The 22,117-nt window shown below is 55.2% G+C and carries 19 protein-coding genes and 1 tRNA gene; 12 read left to right on the top strand and 8 right to left on the bottom strand.

The window, feature by feature from the left end:
* Positions 1–8: 8 nt before the first annotated feature.
* From ACYVHB_RS24910 to ACYVHB_RS24900, 3 genes are read right to left on the bottom strand one after another with little or no spacing between them, the layout of a single operon-like run.
* Entirely contained in the window at positions 9–1,040 is a 1,032-nt protein-coding gene (locus ACYVHB_RS24910) for a glycoside hydrolase family 43 protein (RefSeq protein WP_461054528.1), read from the bottom strand.
* Between the two features lie 50 nt (positions 1,041–1,090).
* On the bottom strand, positions 1,091–2,269 hold the full coding sequence (locus ACYVHB_RS24905; RefSeq protein WP_461054527.1) for a sialidase family protein: 1,179 nt from the start codon (positions 2,267–2,269) through the stop codon (positions 1,091–1,093).
* 51 nt (positions 2,270–2,320) lie between these two features.
* The gene (locus ACYVHB_RS24900; protein WP_461054526.1) at positions 2,321–7,033 is read right to left on the bottom strand and encodes a translocation/assembly module TamB domain-containing protein; all 4,713 of its coding nucleotides are present in this window, start codon (positions 7,031–7,033) and stop codon (positions 2,321–2,323) included.
* A 133-nt stretch (positions 7,034–7,166) separates the two neighbouring features.
* Here ACYVHB_RS24900 and tsaD point away from each other — a divergent pair, with 133 nt between their 5' ends.
* From tsaD to ACYVHB_RS24885, 3 genes are all read left to right on the top strand, one after another.
* Complete coding sequence (tsaD, locus tag ACYVHB_RS24895) at positions 7,167–8,165, top strand: tRNA (adenosine(37)-N6)-threonylcarbamoyltransferase complex transferase subunit TsaD (RefSeq protein WP_461054525.1); 999 nt, start codon at positions 7,167–7,169, stop codon at positions 8,163–8,165.
* Between the two features lie 66 nt (positions 8,166–8,231).
* Positions 8,232–9,110: an MOSC domain-containing protein gene (locus ACYVHB_RS24890; protein ID WP_461054524.1), complete on the top strand. Its 879-nt coding sequence runs from the start codon at positions 8,232–8,234 to the stop codon at positions 9,108–9,110.
* Between the two features lie 13 nt (positions 9,111–9,123).
* Positions 9,124–9,966, top strand: coding sequence for a UbiA prenyltransferase family protein (locus ACYVHB_RS24885; RefSeq protein ID WP_461054523.1), 843 nt, complete (start codon positions 9,124–9,126; stop codon positions 9,964–9,966).
* 43 nt (positions 9,967–10,009) lie between these two features.
* On the opposite strand, the gene ACYVHB_RS24880 is transcribed toward ACYVHB_RS24885, so the two are convergent.
* A complete protein-coding gene (locus ACYVHB_RS24880; RefSeq protein WP_461054522.1) occupies positions 10,010–10,951 on the bottom strand; it encodes an alpha/beta fold hydrolase in 942 nt (313 codons plus the stop codon).
* Between the two features lie 129 nt (positions 10,952–11,080).
* Between ACYVHB_RS24880 and ACYVHB_RS24875 the strand changes: the two genes are divergently transcribed.
* Positions 11,081–11,272, top strand: coding sequence for a hypothetical protein (locus tag ACYVHB_RS24875; RefSeq protein WP_461054521.1), 192 nt, complete (start codon positions 11,081–11,083; stop codon positions 11,270–11,272).
* Positions 11,273–11,506: 234 nt separating this feature from the next.
* A tRNA-Asp gene (locus ACYVHB_RS24870) sits at positions 11,507–11,583 on the top strand.
* A 57-nt stretch (positions 11,584–11,640) separates the two neighbouring features.
* Here the strand turns inward: ACYVHB_RS24870 and ACYVHB_RS24865 are convergent.
* Positions 11,641–13,050, bottom strand: coding sequence for an efflux RND transporter periplasmic adaptor subunit (locus ACYVHB_RS24865; RefSeq protein WP_461054520.1), 1,410 nt, complete (start codon positions 13,048–13,050; stop codon positions 11,641–11,643).
* Between the two features lie 95 nt (positions 13,051–13,145).
* Positions 13,146–14,678: a TolC family protein gene (locus ACYVHB_RS24860; protein ID WP_461054519.1), complete on the bottom strand. Its 1,533-nt coding sequence runs from the start codon at positions 14,676–14,678 to the stop codon at positions 13,146–13,148.
* A gap of 73 nt (positions 14,679–14,751) precedes the next feature.
* Here ACYVHB_RS24860 and ACYVHB_RS24855 point away from each other — a divergent pair, with 73 nt between their 5' ends.
* Complete coding sequence (locus ACYVHB_RS24855; protein ID WP_461054518.1) at positions 14,752–15,582, top strand: aminotransferase class IV; 831 nt, start codon at positions 14,752–14,754, stop codon at positions 15,580–15,582.
* Here the strand turns inward: ACYVHB_RS24855 and ACYVHB_RS24850 are convergent.
* Complete coding sequence (locus ACYVHB_RS24850) at positions 15,566–16,246, bottom strand: ABC transporter ATP-binding protein (protein WP_461054517.1); 681 nt, start codon at positions 16,244–16,246, stop codon at positions 15,566–15,568. The two genes, ACYVHB_RS24855 and ACYVHB_RS24850, sit on opposite strands and share 17 nt — an antisense overlap.
* Before the next feature lie 305 nt (positions 16,247–16,551).
* Here ACYVHB_RS24850 and ACYVHB_RS24845 point away from each other — a divergent pair, with 305 nt between their 5' ends.
* Both ACYVHB_RS24845 and ACYVHB_RS24840 read left to right on the top strand, forming a co-directional pair.
* Complete coding sequence (locus tag ACYVHB_RS24845; protein WP_461054516.1) at positions 16,552–17,244, top strand: head GIN domain-containing protein; 693 nt, start codon at positions 16,552–16,554, stop codon at positions 17,242–17,244.
* A 100-nt stretch (positions 17,245–17,344) separates the two neighbouring features.
* Positions 17,345–18,475 (top strand): 5-(carboxyamino)imidazole ribonucleotide synthase, encoded by a 1,131-nt coding sequence (locus ACYVHB_RS24840; protein ID WP_461054515.1) that lies wholly within the window; start codon positions 17,345–17,347, stop codon positions 18,473–18,475.
* Here ACYVHB_RS24840 and ACYVHB_RS24835 read toward each other — a convergent pair.
* Entirely contained in the window at positions 18,468–19,322 is an 855-nt protein-coding gene (locus tag ACYVHB_RS24835) for a fumarylacetoacetate hydrolase family protein (protein WP_461054514.1), read from the bottom strand. The two genes, ACYVHB_RS24840 and ACYVHB_RS24835, sit on opposite strands and share 8 nt — an antisense overlap.
* Before the next feature lie 73 nt (positions 19,323–19,395).
* Here ACYVHB_RS24835 and ACYVHB_RS24830 point away from each other — a divergent pair, with 73 nt between their 5' ends.
* From ACYVHB_RS24830 to arsB, 4 genes are read left to right on the top strand one after another with little or no spacing between them, the layout of a single operon-like run.
* Positions 19,396–19,725, top strand: coding sequence for an ArsR/SmtB family transcription factor (locus ACYVHB_RS24830; RefSeq protein ID WP_461054513.1), 330 nt, complete (start codon positions 19,396–19,398; stop codon positions 19,723–19,725).
* A 48-nt stretch (positions 19,726–19,773) separates the two neighbouring features.
* On the top strand, positions 19,774–20,613 hold the full coding sequence (locus ACYVHB_RS24825) for an arsenite methyltransferase (RefSeq protein ID WP_461054512.1): 840 nt from the start codon (positions 19,774–19,776) through the stop codon (positions 20,611–20,613).
* A gap of 3 nt (positions 20,614–20,616) precedes the next feature.
* Positions 20,617–21,033, top strand: a complete 417-nt coding sequence (locus ACYVHB_RS24820; RefSeq protein WP_461054511.1) for an arsenate reductase ArsC — start codon at positions 20,617–20,619, stop codon at positions 21,031–21,033.
* Entirely contained in the window at positions 21,030–22,112 is a 1,083-nt protein-coding gene (arsB, locus tag ACYVHB_RS24815) for an ACR3 family arsenite efflux transporter (RefSeq protein ID WP_461054510.1), read from the top strand. The genes ACYVHB_RS24820 and arsB overlap by 4 nt, the downstream gene beginning before the upstream one ends.
* Positions 22,113–22,117: the final 5 nt, after the last annotated feature.

The following is a 22,117-nucleotide window of genomic DNA, read 5'->3' as shown; positions in this document are numbered from 1 at the left end:
TCCCGCGTTTATTCGCCCGGCACTGGCATGGGTGTTTTGGGCATTGGCTTACCAAAGTTGGGCGTACCATCAGCATTCCACGCAAAGGGCTGAATGTGCGGAGCGCGTTTGTTGCCGCAGCCGTCCGTAGCCGAGGGATTGGCGTGGTAAATCATCCAGTCCTGATTAGCCGAGCGAAAGAACCCACCGTGGCCAGGTGCCCACACCCCGTTTTCAGAAGCCTGCGTAAACACGGGCTGCTGGCTTTTTGTCCAGCTTTTAGGGTCGGTCAGGTCGCCCGTGCCGGTGTAAGTCAGCAAGCCCATGCAGTAGTCGAGCCAGCAGGCGTTGGCCGAGTACACGATGAACAGTTTATCGTCGTGGCGCAGGAACTCCGGTCCTTCGTTGACTAAGATTACGGGTGGTTCACCATTTTTCTGCCATTCAACGGGCGTTGCGCCGTGCTGCTCCCACGGCAGATCGGGCTGCGAAATCTTGACCCGGTCGCCGTCCAGCGTCCACGGATTTTTGAGTTTGGCAATGTAAATATCCTGCCGCCCATTGGTGGGTCCCTCCCATCCCGACCAGGCCGCGTAGAGCTGACCGTTATACTCCATCACCGACATGTCGATTTCCCAATGGTTTGCTGCATCGCCAATCTTGCCTTTCATTATCCACTCGCCCTGCATGGGATCGGGCGATGGATTTTCGATGACCCATACCCGGTGGCTGAGGTTGTTGAGCGAGTCCGCTGAGAAGTAAACGTACCACTTACCGTTGAACGAATGGATTTCGGGTGCCCACAGTTCTTTGGAATAAGGTTGCCCGGCCGGGGGCGTGTAGATCACCTTGCTCTCGGCGGTGGCGAGGTCGGCCATGTTGCGGGTTTTCCAGAGCGTCAGGTTGCGGCCGGTGGTGTTCATATAATAATACCAACCGTCTTTTTGCAGCACCCACGGGTCCGGACCAGACGACTTGATGGGGTTCGTGAAGGTGCGCTGCGCCAGGAGCGGGACAGCGGGCAGGCTAAGCAACAGGAGTAAATAGAAAAAGCGTTTCATGGGTAAAGGGAGAGTGCAGTATAATTAAGAAGCAGAAATTGACTGAATTCTCACCGGTTGAAGAAGTCAGCGGGCAGCGGAAGGGTCGCAACGTACGGTTTACACGTCCCGCCATTGGGTTTGAGCGCCACTTCCAGCAGGCTATTCGTCGCGGGCAACAGCAGCAACTGTGAGGAGTAATTAGGGCATGGCGTATTGTTAGCTTCGGGCACGGGAACCGGAGCGACCAGTTGAGTCCACGGGCCACGTCTCCCATTTTGCACCATCACAATCCGACCATTATCGGCAGTTACTTTCCCGGCCGCGTCCATTACCATCTGCCCCACCACGATCAGACTGCCATTGGGAGCCACCGCAACCGAAGGCGCATGGGCAAAATGCTGGCCCTTATCCGATTCAATACGGGTGCCGGGGTCGGTGGGGTTACCCCAGTCGAGACCATCGTTCGAGAACCGAATGTACACGTCGCAGCCCAGTCCGCAGATTTCGTAGACCATCGCGTACGTTTTGTCGGGCAGTTGCCGGACGATGGCCATGCCGGGGCGTATTTTTTGGTTAGGCGTGTCGGGCAGAGCTACGTCGCGCACTTCCGCCCCCCATGTCAGGCCACCATCGGTCGATACTTTGTGCGCCAGCAATTGATTGAATCCGTCCGTCCTGTACTGCTCCGTCGAATAATAGGCCACTAACTGCCCCTTCGCATCGACCATGAACTCCGGCTCCCACAGGCCGACGCTTCCCGTCACAAGCGTAGCATGAGCCTGCCACGACTGGCCTCCGTCCGTGCTGCGCCGGATCTTGATAGCCGCATCGCAGCGCGGATCGCGGGGGCACCCCATCGACGGCGACCAGAACAGCGTACCCGCCGGAAACTGACCCAGCGGCTGCGGAAACTCCCAAAGCCCATTGCAACAGTGCCAGGCGCTGGATTCGTCCTGCACCGTTGCCAGCGGTTGCCACGTTTGACCGTTGTCGTCGCTGGTGAATAGAGCCGCGTGTATATCGTTGGTATCGAATGAGGTCAGCAACCGACCCGGAGTCATCCCGGCAGGCTGGTGTTGCAGTTGAATCGTACGCGGGTAAAACGCCTGCTGATTCGCCAGCAACCGGGGCGGAGACGGTTGGGCAGAGGGCAGAGAAGGCGTTTGCGCGGGCGTTTCCTCGCTTTTGTTACAGGCGAGCAGCACAACCAGCACAAACGACCAGCCAAGTGTTCGGGAGTGATTCATCAGGCAACGGGTAGTTGCCGGTGAAAGACAAAATTGGCGTTGTTTATCCCTTTACAGCTTCTCCCGGCTCGAAACAGTGGTGACCGAAGCAGGCGTCGGGGTTGGCGTCTTAGGTTCCTCAACGGGCGGAACAGGAGTTAGGCCGGGGGCGTTGCGTTTGCTGCCGAAGAGCCGGTTGAACGAACGGGTGTACAGAAAACTCAGCCCACCACCCGTCGAAATTGTGCTGTTAAGGCTATTTTGGCTCAGTACACTCTGCTGATTCCGGTTGTACACTTTGGCCCGCAGCCGACCGTCGGGGGTGATAAAATACTCAAGAGTCCATTCACCGAGCAGACTGGCTGCGTTAGTCTGGCTTTGCCCATACGTAAATCCACCGTCGCGGCTAATGCGGAGCCGGTCGTTCAGGAGCCGGTACGAAAATCGCAACTGGAGATTGTTGAGCAGGTTTTCGTTCTGAATGCTACCCGTGAACCCACCAAACGACACGCCAACGTCCAAGTTCTCGCTCAGGTTCGATGCTAACCGGCTGATCTGGTTTGAGAGCAACTCACTCACGCTGTTGGCCACGCCCGTGTTCACCTGCCCCTGATCGAACAGGCCCGCTCCCTCCGGCAGCAACTGATTGAACAGCAGCACACTGCTAACCTGCCGGGTCAGTTCCTGCTCGTTGCTCTGAAGCCGGGCCTCAAATGCCGTAACCGCCTGCCGAAACTCGGACGACGACGGGTACTCTTTCACATCCAGGTCGTAGTTGATGGCGGGCGAACCTAAATCACCGTTGAGTTTGATGAGTAGATTGACTGGATACCGACGCGTCTGATCAGCACTTTTGGTCGCGTTCGAAGTTGATCCGTTGGCCAGCAGCGGAGCCAGCGAGGTGTATTGGGTGTACGCGGCCGTTACGTCCAGCAACGCGCCGTACGGGTCGCCGGTCCAGGTAATGCGGCTATTGGGCTGAATCTGAAACCGTTTATTGATAATATTCTGGAACGTGAAGGTGTAGTCGCCTTTCAGAATCTCGTAGTTGCCCGTCATCGTAAAATCACCCTTCGTATCCACCTTCATGCCCAGCCGTCCCTGTCCGTAGGCTTTAATGATATCGCCAGTCTGACGGTCCAACTGGATTTCGCAGTAGGCATCCGGTGTAATGTCGAAGTTAAAATCCATCTGAATCCTCGACAGGTCGATCTCGGATGCCGTCGTGACCCGGCCTGGATTGGTCTGGGTTGACCGGGCATCGGGATCAGCCGTACTGGCCGTTTGACCGGTCGATCTATCCCGGCGATTAACGAATCGAATCTTGTCATCGGAAGCGACGGATGTAGCGCCATCCAGTGGAATATAAATCCGGGTTCCTCGGTTACTGGCAACGTTGGCGCGAATCACTAAGTTATCGATGGGGCCATAGAGTTCGGCCTTCCCCGTCACCACGGCCTGCCCGTAGAACAACTCATTGTCTTTGGCCGTCGTGTTCAGAATTCGGAAGCTTTTAAAATCAGCGTCGAAGCCCAGCGTAAAGTACCGGAATCCGTCGTGGTAAACACCCCCGCGCAGTTGAGCCGTGTTGCCTTCGGGGTCGCGCAGGACCAGCCGCCGGGTGATGATTTCGTTTTCGCCGAAGTACACGGTATCATCGAACGCAAAGTCGGCCTTCAGGTAATCGAACCGCCCACGCCCGCCCCGCACGGCCACCTCACCAACAAGCACCGGAGCCGAGGGCGTACCCGAAACGGCCACCGTACCCGCAGCCGTGCCGCCGAGGTTCGAGAATAGCCCCGTCGTAAACGGCTCCAGCGTGTTTAGATCGGCGTTGTTGAGGTTTGCCGTCAGCGCCAGTGGGTTCGTTTTTCGCTGGGGGGTGTAGTTACCCGCCAGCGTCACCACGTCCGCGCCATTGCGGTTCACGTTCGCGTCGACGTTGAGCCGTTTTGTTACCTGATCCCACTCAACCCGACCCCGCACGTCGCCAATCAGCGTCTTCTCATACGACAGGTCGCGCACCAGCAGTTGACTCTCAATGATGGGGGTCTGATACACGTCGCGAACCGACAGCTTGCCGTTCAGCGTTCCGCCGAGAGTGGTATTGAGCACCGGATTCAGGGATTCGAGCAGGAAGTTGCGGGCTTCGAGGTTCAGGCTCTGCACCGAGTCGGGCGAGAGTTTTCCCGAAGCCAGAATAACCTGGTTCTGATTTAGTACCGACAGGTTCAGGATGGTGTATTCGTCACCAACTTTCCGGACAATACTCTGCGGATTAAGCACCCAGTCGCCATCCAGCACCCGCAGGTCCGACCGACGGAAGCTCAGGTCGATGGCGTCGCCCTTAAAGCGCAGTTCACCGTTCAGATCGGCCCGATTGGGGCTGTTGGCCTGCTCAATGCTGCTTGTGAACGTGATATGATCAACATCCCACGAGGCTTCGGCCTGCAAATTACGCGTTGGCACGAGTGAACTCAGCGCCTGCCGCTGCGACGATAGAATCGCCGACGCCAGCACGGACTCGCCATAAGTTTGTTTAGAGGTCGTCAAATCCAGATCGCTCGGCCCAAATCCCAGCGTCCCAAACCGCATGGAGTCCGTTTTGACGGTAGCCGTCAGGAATTGCGTATTGTCGGCCGTGAAACGCCCCTCCACCCGCGTTTGGGGAGCCACGTAAACCGACGGGTCCAGAAACGTGAGCAACGGGCGGGCGTCTTTAGCAAGAAATTGATAATCAACTCCGTAGCGCTGGATCAGTGCATCCGACTGCTGCCGTTTCTGATCGTAGTACGTTTTCATCCTGGCCGCATCACCCGCAAAAAAAAGTCCGTATTCCCGCGCCAGCCGGGTCAGGTCGCTAACGGTCTGCCGGGGCTTGAAGTTACCCTGTAGGCGGGCCGTCAGAAAATCGGAGTCGAAGTCAAAATACCGCTGTGTACCCAGCGAGTCGGACGCTGTAGCTGAGCCGCTAATGCCGCTCGTCTGCCGTTCGATAGACGATACGATCGAGAGCGTATCGATGGATAGATTGCGTCCGTTCAGGCTCACGGTGGCATTACGAAAGTACGCATTGCCCACGATGTCATCGAGTTTATTACCGTCTAACTGCACATCCAGATTCGTGCGAATCGCTAATGAATCGGTCAGGTAGCCCAGTGCCCGCAGATCGGCGTGCTGCACCGCACCGCGCAGATCGAAGCGATTGCGGGGGCCACGCAGATCAAATTCACCATCGACGGCGAACGCCAGATTAGGGTCGCGCAGATCGACGTGTCCGTGGAAGAACGCTTTTTGCAGGTTCCCTTCGAGCGTCACGCCCCGGTAGTCGTATCCTTGCCAACCAAACCGGCCGAGCCGCCCATCAACGTCTACACTGGCCCGTTCCAAATCAGTACCCCGGCCCACGATACGGCCCTCACCATCGAGTTTGCCAAACTGGTCGGGCCGGTCAATCAGTTGACCAAGATCAAGGTTTTCGCCCCGTACCGTCGCTGCGTAAGTCGTCTGGTCAGGCTGGTTGGCCCATTTAAGTGCTAAATCACCCGCTACGGTACCGATAGCCGTACGGAACTGGCCTTTGGTCTTGAAATCATCGAATGCCCCGGCAAACGTCGCGTTAAACGCGACCGTACCTAATTTCTGAATCGTGTGATTAAACGACGTGTCGGGGTAGTACTGCCGGATATCGGCCATTGTCACAACCGAGGGCGTAAACGCAAAATCAACCGTTGTTTTGTCAATGTCGGGCAGTCCCTTCCACGCCATGTCGCCCGTCAGCCGACTGCGGCCGTTGGTGCCAAAGCGCAGGTCGGTATTGCGGAGCCGGAAGTTCTCAACGGTACCCGTGAAAATACCGCTCAGCAACCAGGTTTCATTAAGGCCGCGCAGGTAGCTTGAGAAGTAGCCAAGGTCTTTCGACCGCACTTCACTGTCGCGGAGCATGGCCCGCATGACCACCCGACTGTTAAAATGCCCAAATGCGGATGGGCGGTCGTAGAAAAACGTCAGTTCATGGCGAATCACCGAGTTGCCGATATGGGCGTACAGCTTCGCCAGTTTCATGTTGGTATTGCAGTACAGAAAATCCGTGTCCAACTGGCGAATTTTCAGGCGCGAATCCCGGTCCACGCCCGACAAGCCCTTAACGTCGAACGCAACCGTGTCGCCCAAAACGAGCAGATTTTTAACGTCCGCGTTGAGATGCTGGAGCGTAAAGTGGTTGTAATCAAAGTTTTTGGCGTTGCGCATGAACGGTTCACGCGGATCGTGGAGCGTGTAGGTGCCTTCGGCTAAGGTCACGCGGGCCACCGTGAAGGGAACGTTCTGATTGGGTACGCTGGGCTTGGTCGGGTCGGAGGTAAGTTCCTGAATGCGGGCAATGAACTCGTCGAGGTTGGTGTCGCCGGTCTTCGGATTCTTAATCATCCGCACGTCGGGCCGGTAGAGCACTACCTCATCTAAATGCAGATTATGCGCCGATGAGTCGATGAGGTTTTGCAGGTTATAATCCGCATCGAGCCGCCCGACCGTAATCATCGACCGTCCTTCCCGGTCTTTGATGCGCACGCCTTCGAGCGTCAGCGAGTCGAACCACTTAATCGAAACGCCGTCGATGGCAACCGGAAACTGGAGTTTGTCGGATACCCGCCGGGCCACTTCCTGCGCAATGCGCGTCTGCACCGCCGGAATTTGCAGACTCAGCAATACACCCAGCGTCAGCACGGCTACCGTCAGAAAGAGGTAGAGCAGCGTTTTAAGAACTATGGCGAAAAGCTGACGCATCCAGGGCGGAAAGGCCTAATTTACAACAATTACGGAAAAATAAACGCAGTTTGGACCACTAACGAAGGGAACGGTTTAGTAACCGGTTCCATTATATACCCTACAGAATTCCTCCTTCAATAGTTTTAATACGGTGACTATTTTAGCCATTGAGTCTTCCTGCGACGAAACGTCGGCGGCTGTTCTGACGGACGGGCACATGCGGGCGAACGTCGTGGCTACGCAGTTGATCCATGAACAGTACGGGGGCGTGGTGCCCGAATTAGCATCGCGGGCGCATCAGCAGCATATTCTGCCCGTTGTGGAACGTGCCCTGTCCGACGCAAAAACAGCAAAATCAGACTTGTCGGCCATTGCCTTCACGCGGGGGCCGGGTTTGCTGGGGTCGCTGCTGGTGGGTACCTCGTTTGCTAAAGCAATGGCGCTGGGTCTGAACATTCCACTCATCGAGGTCAACCACATGCAGGCCCACGTACTGGCTCATTTCATTGACGCGCCCCACCCGACGTTTCCATTTCTGTGCCTGACCGTCAGCGGGGGCCATACGCAAATCGTGCGCGTTGATGGACCGCTCGACATGACCATCATTGGCCAAACGCAGGACGACGCCGTGGGCGAAGCCTTTGATAAGTCGGCCAAACTGCTGGGGCTGCCCTACCCCGGCGGGCCGCTCATCGACAAGTACGCCCAGGGTGGTAATCCGCTGGCGTATCGGTTTCCAATGGGCGACATGCCGGAGTTGAATTTCTCCTTTAGCGGCATTAAAACGGCCATTCTATATTTCCTGCGCGACAATACAAAAGCCAACCCGGATTTCATTGCGCAGCATTTGCCCGATATTTGCGCCAGCATTCAGCACACGCTGGTCCAGATGCTCCTGACAAAACTAAAACGGGCGGCCCGCGAAACGGGCATCCGCGAAATTGCCATTGCGGGGGGTGTATCGGCCAACAGCGGTCTGCGCACCACCCTGACGCAGCTCGGCGCTGAACAGGGCTGGACCGTGTATATCCCGCGTTTTGAGTACTGCACCGACAACGCGGCCATGATTGCAATGGCCGCCCGGTTCAAGTACGAGCAGGGAACGTTTACGCCCCAAACCGTTAGTCCGATGCCGAGAATGAGTATATGAGTAAGTTGGTCAGTTAGCCAGTCACTGACCGACTCACTGACCCACCGACTGACTAACTTACTGACTATGCTAACCCTCTCCCACCTCTACATTTACCCCATCAAATCGCTCGGCGGCATCTCCGTATCCGAAGCGGTTGTTGAGGAGAAAGGCTTCCGGCACGACCGGCGGTTTATGCTCGTTACGCCCTCCGGCGATTTTATGACCCAGCGGACCAACCACCACATGGCCCTGATCGACGTAGCTATCGACCCAGACCAGACACTGCGCGTGTGGCACCGCCACCGGCCCGACAACGTACTGGTTCTGCCACTGACCGTTTCGCCGGACGCAGCGGACGAGGCCCTATCCGTGTCGATCTGGGACGACGAGAATGTACCGGCCTCCTTGGTCAGCCTGGAAGCCGACCGCTGGTTCTCGGACGCGCTGGGCAAACCCTGCCGATTAGTTTTTATGCCCGACAGCACCCGTCGGCCCGTTGATCCAGCCTACGACCATCCCGACGCCCAGGGCCGACCATCGGCGGTTAGTTTTGCCGATGGCTACCCGTATCTGCTTATCGGGCAGGCCTCGCTCAACGATCTCAACCAGCGGTTGCCACAGCCCATCGCGATGGCTCGGTTCCGGCCCAATGTGGTTGTTAGTGGGAGCTTGCCCTATGACGAGGACGCCTGGCAGCAGTTCAGGATTGGCGATATGAATTTTTACGGAGTGAAACCCTGCGCCCGTTGTGTACTAACCACGATTGACCCCGCAACGGGGCAGAAAGGCCAGGAACCACTCCACACACTGGCGCAGTACCGGCGGTGGAAACACAAAATCCTCTTTGGCCAGAACGTGCTGGCCGACGCAAACACGAACGGCCGGTTGCGGGTTGGTCAGGCAGTGGAGATCATCAGCCGGGTTGAGCCGTGGCTGGTCCCATCCGCAATAGAGACTCATTAGAAACGTACTTGCTGTGCTCACGTCTGTTCGTACTGCTTATTACCTGAGTCTTCCCGTCGTGATGGGTGCTGTTCTCTCCAATCGGATGGCAACCCGGCTGTCCGACGTTGCGCCCGTTCACTGGGCCACGCCCATTGTGCTGGCACTGGCCGTATTCGTTATTTACACTACCGACCGGCTGTTAGACATCCGGCAGCCGAACCGCCCACCCACCAACCGCCACCGGTTTCACCATCGGTATACTACATTACTCTGGTGCGTAGTGGCTGGAGCAACCGCGTTGGGGTTGATCCTGACGTTTTTCCTGCCGGGCAGCGTTATCAGGTTTGGATTCGTGCTGGGTGGCATCTGTGGGGCCTACGTCGTGACCGTATTTCGGCTTCCGGCGTGGCATCCGGCTCTATTGCTGAAAGAGCCGTTGGTTGCCTTACTTTTTTCGGCGGGAATCTGGGGCAGCGTGTGGGTACAGCGGCCGGTGGTAAGCGGCATCGAGATTACCGAAGCGCTTATGTTCGTTGGCATTGCCTTTCAGAATCTGATTTTATTTGACGTGATGGAGAAACGGGAATTATTAGGCGTAACTCATTCCGGCGCAGCAACGTTTTCATTAGCGACCGCCTGGGGCGACGAACGCTGCGACACCCTCCTGCGCTGGCTGACCTTCGGCGTAATAGCCAGTGGGTTTGTGCTGTGCTTCGTCATTACCAATCGTTTCGCCCAACGGTCGGCCCTGATGCTGGGGCTGATGAGTCTGGCGCTCTACGGTATCCAGCGCTATCCGGCTTACTTTCTCAAACACGAACGCTACCGCTGGCTCGGCGACGGCGTGTTCTGGCTCCCGGCGCTGGTGTTGTAGTAGTCAGTGAGTTGGTCAGTCATTGACTCACTGACTGACCAACTCATCTCCCCGCCATCAGCTTAGCCTTCACCGTCTCTTTAACCTCGCGCTGGGTTAAGATATTGAGCAGGATTTCGGTCATGTACGCTCGTTTATTAAAGACGATATCATGGCGATTTTCGGGCAGCAGAAACTGCTTCACGCGGGCGTTAACCAATTGTTTCTGGGCGAACAGCACATTGGTTGGGTAAACCAGCTCATCGCGCTGACCATGAAGCATAGTAATGTTGGCCCTGATCTTGGGCCAGTCGGGCAAAATTGCTTCCAGTGCCTGCCGGTGGGCTAACTTCTCATCATTAGCCAGCCGTAATAACGTCGGCACGACCCAGCGGATCAGAGGGCTGTCGGCAAAGTAGCTGATTGGGTAAGTGCGCTCCAGACCGGGACCCAGCGCCGATGATACAAACAGCACATGATTGACCCGGCCGGGATTATTCATCGCCAGCCGCGCCGACACCGACCCACCGTACGACGAGCCGACGATCAGTAGAAATGGAGCTTTCTTGTACCGGTTAATGAGCGGCTGCAGGAATGCAGCCTGCCGCACAATCGACGTTTCGACCCAGCCGAAGTCCGAATAGCCGTAGCCCGGCCGGTCGACGGCCACCAGCCGGGCGCGGTTCAGTAGTGTCGTGTCTTTGAAAAACGCATTGAAGAAAGACAAAGAACTCGGAGCGCCGTGTACGAACAGAACCACCGGCAGTATCGAATCACTGGGCGACGTAGTTTCCATGAATCGGATTGTGCGCGGCTCCGATTCCCCGGTGGGATCGGCAATCCGGTAGCGGTGAATGGACGGACGAATGCGCTGCCCTTTAAATTCGGTGATTAGTTCTCCGTCGGTTTGGCGAAAATCGATGAACCAGGCAACGCTCAGCGTGCCGATTGCCCCTATCAATAACGTGAGTGAAGTCCAGCGGAGGACGCGTAAAAAAAGCTGCATAGCTGAATTGTGTACAGCTATAACTGCAAATTATCGGCCAAAGGTTTTAGAAGAAGCCGAAAGGTTCGTATCCGGGAAACAGTTGTGTATAGTGAAGCGTTTTAGGAGAAACTCAAGGACACAACGGTTATGAACGAACAAACAAGCGCCCCGCAAATCAGCGAAACCGACCTGGACCGCCCGAACCCGGCCAGCCCTGGTAATACCGACATCAGTTCATTCGCCACCCGACAGGAAACACTCGATGGCTTACAGGCCAATGACGCCGAGAAAATGACAACCGACGAAGCGAATGAACTGAGCACCGACGAAGGCGAATAACGTTTTCTAAGTTCAGGCGTGTGTTCGCGAACGCAACGCGGGCACTCCGACGTATATCATTTATTTTAGACCCTAAAGCAACTGATTTACAACCGTTGGGAACCTGAAAGGAAATAGACAATAAACTTTTTCGAGTTATCGGCTTGCATCGACACGCCAAACCGCCTACTTTTGTGCCACGATAAAAGAAAACAGCAACACGGTCCGCCGTTGCGGTTGACTGACAATCGAAATGGTTCGGTAGTTCAGTTGGTTAGAATACCTGCCTGTCACGCAGGGGGTCGCGGGTTCGAGTCCCGTCCGGACCGCCAACAAAAAAGCACTTATCATTTCTGGTAAGTGCTTTTATCAGTTTAGGGGTGTCTTTGCTATTCGTCTTCCTTTTCTTCAGTCTTCTTCTTGGCTTTGTTCGGGTCGCGCTTCACGACTAATTCGCCATCTTTTAGCCGCTTCGAAACGGCAATGAACGGGCCGGAGACGATCTGTTCGCCCGGTTTCAGGCCCGACACAATTTCGATGTTCTCAAAATCGCTGATGCCGGTTTTCACCTCGCGCCGGGTTGCTTTGCCACCCACGTTCACAAACACGATCTCTTTAACTTTCTCTTTCTTTTCGGGCTGATCGGCCGGTTTTTCGTCAACCGATCCGTTTTGTCTATCTTCGTCTTGAGGGGTGTCCGTCTCGGAACCGCGTGTGGTCACGGCTGCAATCGGTACAGCCAATACGCCCGGCTTCCGGTCGGTGATGATCTCGACGGAGGCCGTCATGCCCGGCTTAAACGGATAGCCTTTCTTGCCTCTATCGGCCAGCAGGTCGGCGTATGAGTTGTTCAGTATTTTCACCTTCACCTCAAACTCGGTCACTGCATCGGTCGAGAGAGCGGCAGCGGCCCCCGACGAACTCGTCAGGCCATTGGCCGTATTGGCAATTTCATAAACGACGCCTTTGAACTTGCGCCCGGCGGTGGTGTACGAGTCCACTTCAATATCGGCGGTGTCGCCCAAGTTAGCCCGCACAATGTCGTTTTCGTTGACGTTGACGCGCACTTCCATGTTTTGCAGGTTGGCAATGCGCATAATCTCCGTACCGGCCATTTGCGACGTACCCACGACGCGCTCACCCAATTCGACGTTCAGCTTAGACACTGTTCCATTGACAGGGGCATAAATTGTTGTCTTGCGCAGGTTTTCGCTGGCATCGCGCAAACCCGCCTGCGAACTTTGAATGTTGAACTGAGCCGCCCGCACGTTGGCGCGGGACGCTTCCACTTCCTGCTTCGCCACGTTGTAGTTGGCTTCGCTGGTCTCGAAATCAGCCGATGATATAACCTTATCGGCCAATAGTTTACGATTGCGCTCGAAGTCGGCTTTGGCCCGAATCAGCCGCGCTTCGGACTGCGAAACGGATGCTTTCGACTGCTCCAACTGCGCCCTGCTGGAGTTGACCGTAGCCTGTGCCCGCGAAAACAGCGACTCATAGTTGTCGGGCCGGATACGAACGAGCAGTTGCCCGGCCTTAACTGGATCGCCTTCGTTGACATAAAGGCCAATGATTTCGCCCGATACGTCGGGACTGATTTTAACTTCTACCTGCGGCTGAACGCGCCCCGACGCCGTAACCCGCTCGGTAATGTCGGCACGTTTGACAAGGGCAAAATCCACTTCGGTCGATTTTGGCTTACCAATTATGCCTGTTTGCTTAGCGGCTACCAATCCCCCCACGAGCAAAACGACGAGTCCACCCAGTATCCACCAAATTCGGTTTGATTTCTTTTTCATAATCGTGAATGAGCGAATGAGTGAATGAGTGAATTAAACTAAACAGCTATCGCACCAGCAATTATTCGCTAATTCACTCATTTGCTCATTGACCATTAAAAGCCAAGCGGTTTGTTTTGGTAAAAATCTAAAATTTTGGTTCGGAATACGTAATCATACTTGGCCTGCACCAAACTGGCACGGGCGCGATCGAGATTCGTTTTGGCAATGCTATAATCGGTTGCGTTGATGGCACCGGCGTTTAACCGGCTTTCAGCGACCTGAAACGCCCGCTCCAGCGATGCTACCTGCGCCTGCGTAGCCCGGTATCGGTTGGCTCCGGCCCGCATGTTGGTGTAGGCCGTTTCAATCTGCTGGCGTAAGGTCAGACGCGTGTTCATGGCAGTAAGTTCGGCATTCTGCTGCTGAATTTTAGCCGTTGTAATCCGGTTCCGCGACAAGTTACCCTGAAAAATAGGCACCCGCAAAAACAGCGAGAGCGACTGGTTGAAATTGTTGCGAAGCTGGTCGATATACGTAACATCAAGCGTATTGAAACCGGGCGAAGCTCCGTACACAGGCTGCTGAGCACCATTTTGATCCGTGAAGTAAGCCACAATCTGCTGCGATTGCTGAATTGTCCCGTTGGGCACTTGTTGCTGGTTAGCCGCGCTGGAATAAATACTACTCAGGTTACCGTTCAAACTCAGTGTTGGATATAGCCCCCCTTTTGCCACCTGAACGCCCAATGCGGCACTTTTGACCCGCAAATCAGCCCCTTTTACCTCAGGCAGGCTGCCAACGGCTACGTCGAAGATTTGCTGAACTGACTCAGCGTAAAGATTTAAATTAGGATCGGGCACAACGATGGGTTCTACCTCGAACGCCTGATTGATCGGTACATTCATCGACTGAAGCAATGACACTTTCGCCAGATCGAGCGTATTCTGCGCGTTCACAATGTCCAGTTCGTTATTGGCCAGCGTTGCCTGGAGTTCCAGCAGGTTTGCTTCGGGAAGTGAGCCAGCATTCACCAATTTTTGGGTTCGCTCGATCTGCGCTCGTGCCACGTCAGCCTGACGCTGGGCAATTATCAGTTGTTCCGTACCGGTCAGCGCGTTCAGGTAGTTTTGCGCCACCGTCAGCGACACATTATTGTTAGTAGCCGTTAACTCCTGCTGACCCGCCTGAAGGGCTAATTCGTTTTGCTTAACGGTATTGCGCAAAGCCATGCCGTTATACAGCGTTGCCGACGCGTTCAGTTGGTAACTACCCGACAGGATTGTCTGCTGCACAAAATCATTATTCTGTATGTTAATGCTTCGTCCCCCGTTGAGACCCTGATTGGCCTGGAAATTGGTCGTTGGCAGCAGATTCAACCGCGACTGGCGCAATTGCAAATCGCTGTTGGCAACGGTCAACTGCCCCTGCCGAATCTGAATGTTGTTCTGCCGGGCGATGTCAATGCATTGCTGTAAACCTAACCGGGTCGATGCGTTTGCCCCGACACCGGGCGATACCACGCCGGGCGACACCACCGCGCCGGGACTGGGTGTTCCGTTATTTTGCGCGTTTGCCGATATAGTAACCGTCAGCAACACGGCTACCACTACCCGAGTCTGTTTCCACGCCAATTGCATATTCATCATTTTTTGATAGTTCAATGTTACAAACTTACCTTCGGCCCGGCTACCGTTTTAGGATAAACGGCGCAAACAGAGCATGTTTTTGGTTTATAATTCGGATACACTGGCGGAAACTGATTTTCAACTTTTCGCCAGCGACCGTGCCTTTCGATACGGTGATGGCCTGTTTGAAACAGTCCGCTACGAACGGAACCGGGTTTGGTTTTGGCCCGCTCACTACGCCCGCCTAACGGCGGGCATGAAGGCGCTACACCTCAATTTACCACCTGACGTCAACGAAGTCACTGTCCATCAGTTGATTACGAACCTACTGGCGGCTAACCATCTGAACGATCAACCCGCCCGCGTTAAAATTCAGGTTTGGCGACAGACCGGTGGGCTTTATACGCCGACAACTAACGAGGCCAACATCCTGATAACGGTCCAGCCGGGGCGCCCTTTTTCCATCACCGAACGGGCCAGTGTGGGCATCTACAAAGATACTCGCCTAACGTATTCGCCGTACTCCGCTTTCAAAACGTTGAGTTCACTTCCCTACGTGATGGCGGGTATAGCGAAAATAGAACAGGGTTTAGACGACGTTATTCTGCTCAATGCCAGCCCGGACGATTACCTCGCCGAATGTCAGGCGTCCAACTTGTTTTGGTTCAATAACGGCGTACTCTACACACCCGCCATCGAGACGGGTTGTGTAAACGGCATCATGCGCCAACACATTTTGCGAATAGCGGCTTCCGTCGGGCAAGCGGTCGACGCTGGATTTCACAAGTCCCACGTGCTGTCATTGGCCGAAGCCGTTTTTTGCTGTAATGTGAGCGGCATCCAATGGATTCGGTCCATCGAAACCATAGGCACCTACCCTGCCGGTCACCAACGAGCCGATGCGCTCTTTACAGGACTGCTTTAGCGGGTACCAGCCAGCCGTCTTTCAGCCGCACCACGCGCGAACCATATTCAGCGTTCAGCTCGGAGTGGGTCACCTGCACAATGGTGACGCCGTCTTTCTGGTTCAGCTCGCGAAACAGTTCCATGATGTCGCGGGCCTGATCGGAGTGCAGATTTCCGGTGGGTTCGTCGGCAAAAATGACGCTTGGCTTAGCCGCTAAGGCGCGGGCAATACCAACGATCTGCTGCTGCCCACCCGATAGCTGTGCGGGAAACAGATCTTTTTTAGCCACCATGTTGAAGCGGTCGAGCAGTTCGGCCACGCGGCTTTTGCGCTCCGATCCGCCAACGCCTTTGTAAAGCAGGGGCGTTTCGATGTTTTCGTACACCGTCAGTTCGTCGATCAGGTGATAAGCCTGGAACACGAAGCCAATCTGCGTCCGGTGGAGTTCGGTACGTCGTTTCTCGGTTAGCTTCTGCACGGGCTGATCCTCGAACAAATATTCGCCTTCGGAGGGTTCTTCAAGCAGGCCCAAAATGTGCAGCAGCGTGGACTTACCCGATCCCGATGGTCCCATGATGGACACAAACTCGCCCTGCATGATGTCGAGGTCGATGTTGCGCAGGACGTAAACCCGACCGAACCCGGCGGGGTAAAACTTAGCGACGTTGCGGAGTTGAATCATAATTAGTTAATTTTGAAAGCGAATCTGCACCGTAAAAATGAGCAGTGTACGTACATTTTCCGGCAGTACCGAGGCACGTCGGTTGCGGTTCTCAAGGTCATCGACGAGAATCAGCAGCAATACATCAAGTGCCGTGCCACCTTTTGTTTGTGTCTGTCTGCCAGTAACTTACTTACACTATCACCTTTTAGCAGCGTCCGATAGCGGACAATAGATACGACAAAACCGGACACTTTTTCACCTGCGGATGCAACACTGTCGCCTTCTTTCACATCTTCTTCTAAAACGTTAACTCCCTTTTAGTCATGAAAGCACTACCCCTCCTATTTATTTTGTTCACGGCCAACCCAAACAGCGCTGACTGGAAGAAAGATCGCGCCGTTTCCAGTTTCCAGGGTCTGAACGTCAGCAGCGGCATCGACGTATACCTGACGCAGGGCAGTTCCGAAAAACTGACGTTCGACGTGAAAGGCATTGATGAAGATGCCGTTAAGAGCGAGGTTCGCAACGGCGTCCTCCGGCTTTACATCGACCGCAAAGGTGCAAATTTGAACTGGGGCCGCAACACCTCCGTGAAAGCGTACGTAACGTTTCGCCAGCTAAACGACCTGCGGGCGGGGGGCGGCTCCGACGTGCTGGGGCAGGGAACGCTGTCGTTCGGCGACCTGAACGTGGAAGCGGGGGGTGGCTCAGAGGTGACGTTAACGCTTAAAGCCGACAAACTGAACGCATCGGCATCGGGCGGAGCCGACCTGAAATTAGACGGTTCGGCCCGGACGCTCAATGCAGATAGCTCCGGCGGTTCCGACCTCGATGCCCGCAAGCTGACCGTTGATGTCTGCAACGCCAACTCATCGGGCGGCTCGGAAGCATACGTTAACGCAACCCGTGAATTAAGCATGAAAGCGTCGGGCGGCTCGGATATCTACTATTACGGTTCGGCTAAGGTAATTGCGAAAAGCGAATCCGGCGGGTCAGACATCACGCACAGAAATTAAAGAGCGAAAGAGTGAATGAGTGAAAGAGCGACAAAATTATTCAATTGCTCATTCACTCTTTCGCTCATTCACTCTTTCGCTCATTCACCCTTTCGCTCCATTGACACCAACCATCGGCATCCTTGGCGGAGGACAGCTTGGCCTCATGCTCCTACAGGCGGCCATCGACTGGAATCTCCGCGTTCACGTTCTTGACTCTGACGCGGAAGCGCCCTGCCGCACCCTCTGCACCCAGTTCACCCAAGGTTCACTGACCGACTACGACACCGTTTATCAGTTTGGGCAGGGCGTCGACGTGCTGACCATCGAGATTGAGCGGGTCAACGTCGACGCCCTGGACGCCCTCCAACGCGAGGGTAAACGCGTGTTTCCCCAACCATCCGTGATTCGCGTCATTCAGGACAAGCGACTGCAAAAACAGTTTTACCGCGATCACGGCCTGCCCACCGCCGACTTCGTACTGACCGACAACCAGGCCGACGTAGCCCGAGTGGAAGCCGGTTTTTTTCCCGCCTTTCATAAACTCGGCCGCGATGGGTACGATGGGCGGGGCGTTCAGCGAATTGATTCCGTTGCCGATGTTGGGAAGGCCTTCGACGCACCGGGCGTTCTGGAACGCGCCGTCGATTTCGAGAAAGAGCTCGCCGTTATCGTAGCCCGCAACGAACGGGGTGAGATGCAGACCTTCCCGACCGTGGAGATGGTATTTCACCCCGAACTTAATTTAGTCGATTATCTCTTTGCCCCCGCCGAACTTACCCAACAAATCAATCAGCAGGCGCAGGACATTGCCCGCCGGACGGCTGATGCGCTGGGAATTGTAGGGCTGCTGGCGGTTGAACTGTTTCTGGATAAGGCCGGTAACGTATTGATTAACGAAGTAGCCCCGCGCCCGCACAATAGCGGCCACCACACCATGCGGGCCAACGTTACGTCGCAGTTTGAGCAGCACTGGCGGGCGATCCTGAACTACCCACTGGGCGACACAACCGCCTACCAACCGGCCGCTATGGTCAACCTTCTCGGCGAAGACGGTCACACCGGCCCGGCCGTTTATGAAGGACTGGAAACGCTGCTGACCCTGCCCGGTGTTTTTCCGTTTCTCTACGGCAAAGCCCTCACCAAACCGTTCCGCAAAATGGGCCACGTCACGGTGATGGATGATTCACTTGATACATTGGGGGAGAAAGTTGAGCGCGTGAAGGCGGGTATTCGGGTGATCTCTACGTAGAAACCACATTCATCAGCGTTCCGATGCCGTCGATGGTGATGCTGATTTCATCGCCGGACCGAAGCGTGAAGTCGTCGGGCGGGACGATACCGGTGCCGGTCATCAGGTAGCAGCCATCGGGAAACGAGCATTCGCGAAACAGAAACGACACGAGTTCGGTATGCTGGCGTTTCATCTGACTAATGGCGATGCTGCCGGTAAAAACGGCCTGGTATTCACGGATAATTTCGAGCCGGATCTGCGTCTCGGGCGCGATGGGTGCTTCGGGCACGTACAGGCAGGGGCCGAGGGCCGCACTGCCATCGTACGTTTTGGCCTGAGGCAGGTAAAGCGGATTTTCGCCTTCGATACTGCGTGAACTCATGTCGTTGCCGCAAGTGTAGCCCACTATTTTCCCTCCCGACGTAATAAACAGCGTCAACTCCGGCTCCGGTACGTTCCAGTCCGAGTCGGCCCGGATGCGGACGTGGGCACCTGGTCCCACAACGCGTTCGGCGGTGGATTTAAAAAACAATTCGGGCCGCTCTGCGTCGTACACCCGGTCGTAAAAGTTATCCCCTCCTGATTTTTTGGATTCTTCCATGCGGGCGTCGCGGCTGCGCAGGTACGTTACGCCCGACGCCCATACTTCCTGGTGACCAATAGGAGCGAGCGGCTGGGTTTCGGTCCAGGCCCGGTACTCGTCGGAGGGTGATGCGTCGGCTAAGCGTTGCTCCAAAAAATCATATAAATCGTCGCGGTTAACTAAGGTATCCCAATTGTCGGATAAGGCGAGGTAAAATTGGGTCGGTCCGTCGTTACGGTGTGATTCGACGACGATACCAGAGCGGGTTTTGTAGAGTTTCATAATCGGGTTCAGAAAAATTTTTCAATGATACACTTGTTTTACGTAAAAGTATTATCGTAATATTGCGATTGATATGGGACTGACGAAAACTGAAATATTCACCGACCACCAAAACCGGGTGGGCGATCTGGCAAAAGCCTTCGCGCATCCGGCGCGGGTGGCGATCCTGCAACTGTTAGCCGAGCGCAAAGCCTGTGTCTGTGGCGACCTTGTCGACGAGTTACCGCTGGCGCAGGCGACCGTTTCGCAACACTTGAAAGAACTCAAGCGCATCGGTATTATCAAAGGCGATATTGACCCGCCCCGCGTCTGCTACTGCATCAACGAACCGGTTTGGAACGAAGCCCGGCAACTCTTCGGGCAGGTGTTCGACGCGTTCGTGATTGCAGGAAACTGCTGCTGACTTTTTTTACCCAAATCAATCGTATTATTACAATAAACCAATAAACTCATGAATACTGCTGAAGAACTTAAAGAAATCGTCCGCCAGAAGTACGGCGAGATTGCCCAAAGCGACACTCAAGGCGTTGCCGTTGATTGCGGCTGCGGCCCATCGTCCTGCTGCGGACCCTCCAGTCCGGGACCTGCCAACACGGATACGACTTACACCATTCTGATGAATGATGAGTACGCTACCATCAAGGGATATTCAGCCGAGGCCGATCTGGGGCTAGGCTGTGGGTTGCCGACACAGTTTGCCCAAATTAAACCCGGCGACGTGGTGGTTGACCTCGGTTCGGGCGCCGGTAACGATTGTTTTGTGGCTCGCGCCGAAACAGGCGAAACTGGCCGTGTGATTGGTCTCGACATGACGCCTGCCATGATCGACCGCGCTCGTAAAAACGCTAAAACGCTCGGCTACACCAACGTCGAATTTGTGTACGGCGACATCGAAGACATGCCCATGCCCGATAACCTCGCCGACGTAGTGGTAAGTAACTGTGTGATGAATCTCGTGCCGGACAAGCAAAAAGCGTTCGCTGAGACGTACCGGATTCTAAAGCCGGGTGGTCATTTCAGTATCTCCGATATTGTCTTGATTGGCGAACTACCCGCCGGGTTGCAGCAGGACGCCGAACTCTACGCCGGGTGCGTGTCGGGGGCCATTCAGCAGGATGAGTACTTGCGTATCGTGGCCGAAGCGGGTTTCAAAAACGTGCTAATTCAGAAACAGAAAGTAATTAGCCTGCCCCAAGAATTACTGCTCAACTACCTGACGGCGGATGAAATTCAGGCCTATCAACAGGCCGGACGGGGCATTTTCAGCATTACCGTATTCGCCAGGAAATAATTTATGAAGCGAATCTTAGTACTCTGCACCGGCAATTCCACGCGTAGCCAAATGGCCCACGGTTACCTACAGCAATTTGCGCAGGGCCAGGCCGAGGTGCTCAGCGCGGGGGTTGAAACGCACGGGCTGAACCCGAAAGCAGTGCAGGTGATGGTCGAGGATGGGGTCGACATCGGCCACCATACGTCTAACGTAGTCGATGAATACGCCGGTTTGTCCATTGACTATGTTATCACCGTTTGCGACAGTGCCGCTGAGCGCTGCCCAGTCTGGATTGGCCGCACCCACCGGACGCACCACAACTTCACCGACCCATCCAAAGCCACTGGACCCCCCGACGAAGTGACGGCGTCGTACCGGGCCGTGCGCGACGAAATCAAGGCATTCAGCCAGCGCTTTATTAACGAACACATCGGGTGATAACTGAACCAGCCAACCGAACCACCAACAGTCCAACGCCCCGTCTGTCCTTTTTGGACCGCTACCTCACGCTCTGGATATTCGGGGCGATGGCGGTGGGCGTAGCAATTGGGTATCTGTTCCCCCAAACCGAAGGGTTTATCAACCAGTTCAACGTTGGCACAACGAACGTGCCGCTGGCCGTTGGTCTGGTGCTGATGATGTATCCGCCTTTAGCCAAAGTACGGTACGAGGAACTGCCAAAAGTGTTCAGCAACCCGAAGATTCTGGGTCTTTCGTTAGCGCAGAACTGGGTTGTCGGTCCGCTGCTGATGTTTGGGCTGGCGGTTATTTTCCTACCCGACAAACCCGAATACATGACCGGTCTGATTATGATTGGCATTGCCCGGTGCATTGCGATGGTCATTGTCTGGAACGACCTGGCCAAAGGCGACCGGCTCTATGCAGCCGGGTTAGTGGCCTTCAACAGCATTTTCCAAGTCTTATTTTATTCAATCTATGCGTACGTGTTCATTACCGTACTACCGCCCCTGCTGGGTTTGAAAGGCTACGACGTGAACATTACCATTGGCGAAGTGGCGTGGAGCGTATTCATTTACCTTGGCATTCCATTTCTGGCAGGCATGATTTCCCGCTTCGTACTAACGCGGCTATTCAGCATACAATGGTACGAGCAAACGTTTCTGACCGCCGTTAGCCCCATCACCCTCATCGCGCTCCTGTTCACCATCGTGGTCATGTTCAGCTTAAAAGGCGGGATGATTGTCGCCATTCCGCTCGACGTATTGCGGATTGCTCTGCCGTTGACCATATATTTTGTGATCATGTTTTTCTCAGCTTTCTACCTATCCAAGCGGGCCGGAGCCGACTACGCCAAATCGACCTCGCTGGCCTTTACGGCTGCGGGCAACAACTTTGAACTGGGCATTGCCGTCGCTATCGCTGTATTCGGCATCCATTCGGGGGCTGCTTTTGCGGCTGTCGTGGGGCCGCTCATTGAGGTACCCGTGCTCATTTTGATGGTCAACTTCGCGTTGAAGCAGCAGGCTACTTTTTCTGCTCGAAACCAGTTATCTTAGTAGGC

It is taken from the genome of Spirosoma arcticum (genome assembly GCF_054779955.1).
This window is presented reverse-complemented; position numbering and strand designations above follow the sequence as displayed.

What these genes read in the sequence shown, in the direction of transcription:
- ACYVHB_RS24910 (WP_461054528.1), bottom strand. Translation starts at nt 1,040, where the DNA reads ATGAAACGCTTTTTCTATTTACTCCTGTTGCTTAGCCTGCCCGCTGTC.
- ACYVHB_RS24905 (WP_461054527.1), bottom strand. Translation starts at nt 2,269, where the DNA reads ATGAATCACTCCCGAACACTTGGCTGGTCGTTTGTGCTGGTTGTGCTG.
- ACYVHB_RS24900 (WP_461054526.1), bottom strand. Translation starts at nt 7,033, where the DNA reads ATGCGTCAGCTTTTCGCCATAGTTCTTAAAACGCTGCTCTACCTCTTT.
- ACYVHB_RS24890 (WP_461054524.1), top strand. Translation starts at nt 8,232, where the DNA reads ATGCTAACCCTCTCCCACCTCTACATTTACCCCATCAAATCGCTCGGC.
- ACYVHB_RS24880 (WP_461054522.1), bottom strand. Translation starts at nt 10,951, where the DNA reads ATGCAGCTTTTTTTACGCGTCCTCCGCTGGACTTCACTCACGTTATTG.
- ACYVHB_RS24875 (WP_461054521.1), top strand. Translation starts at nt 11,081, where the DNA reads ATGAACGAACAAACAAGCGCCCCGCAAATCAGCGAAACCGACCTGGAC.
- ACYVHB_RS24865 (WP_461054520.1), bottom strand. Translation starts at nt 13,050, where the DNA reads ATGAAAAAGAAATCAAACCGAATTTGGTGGATACTGGGTGGACTCGTC.
- ACYVHB_RS24860 (WP_461054519.1), bottom strand. Translation starts at nt 14,678, where the DNA reads ATGATGAATATGCAATTGGCGTGGAAACAGACTCGGGTAGTGGTAGCC.
- ACYVHB_RS24855 (WP_461054518.1), top strand. Translation starts at nt 14,752, where the DNA reads ATGTTTTTGGTTTATAATTCGGATACACTGGCGGAAACTGATTTTCAA.
- ACYVHB_RS24850 (WP_461054517.1), bottom strand. Translation starts at nt 16,246, where the DNA reads ATGATTCAACTCCGCAACGTCGCTAAGTTTTACCCCGCCGGGTTCGGT.
- ACYVHB_RS24845 (WP_461054516.1), top strand. Translation starts at nt 16,552, where the DNA reads ATGAAAGCACTACCCCTCCTATTTATTTTGTTCACGGCCAACCCAAAC.
- ACYVHB_RS24835 (WP_461054514.1), bottom strand. Translation starts at nt 19,322, where the DNA reads ATGAAACTCTACAAAACCCGCTCTGGTATCGTCGTCGAATCACACCGT.
- ACYVHB_RS24830 (WP_461054513.1), top strand. Translation starts at nt 19,396, where the DNA reads ATGGGACTGACGAAAACTGAAATATTCACCGACCACCAAAACCGGGTG.
- ACYVHB_RS24825 (WP_461054512.1), top strand. Translation starts at nt 19,774, where the DNA reads ATGAATACTGCTGAAGAACTTAAAGAAATCGTCCGCCAGAAGTACGGC.
- ACYVHB_RS24820 (WP_461054511.1), top strand. Translation starts at nt 20,617, where the DNA reads ATGAAGCGAATCTTAGTACTCTGCACCGGCAATTCCACGCGTAGCCAA.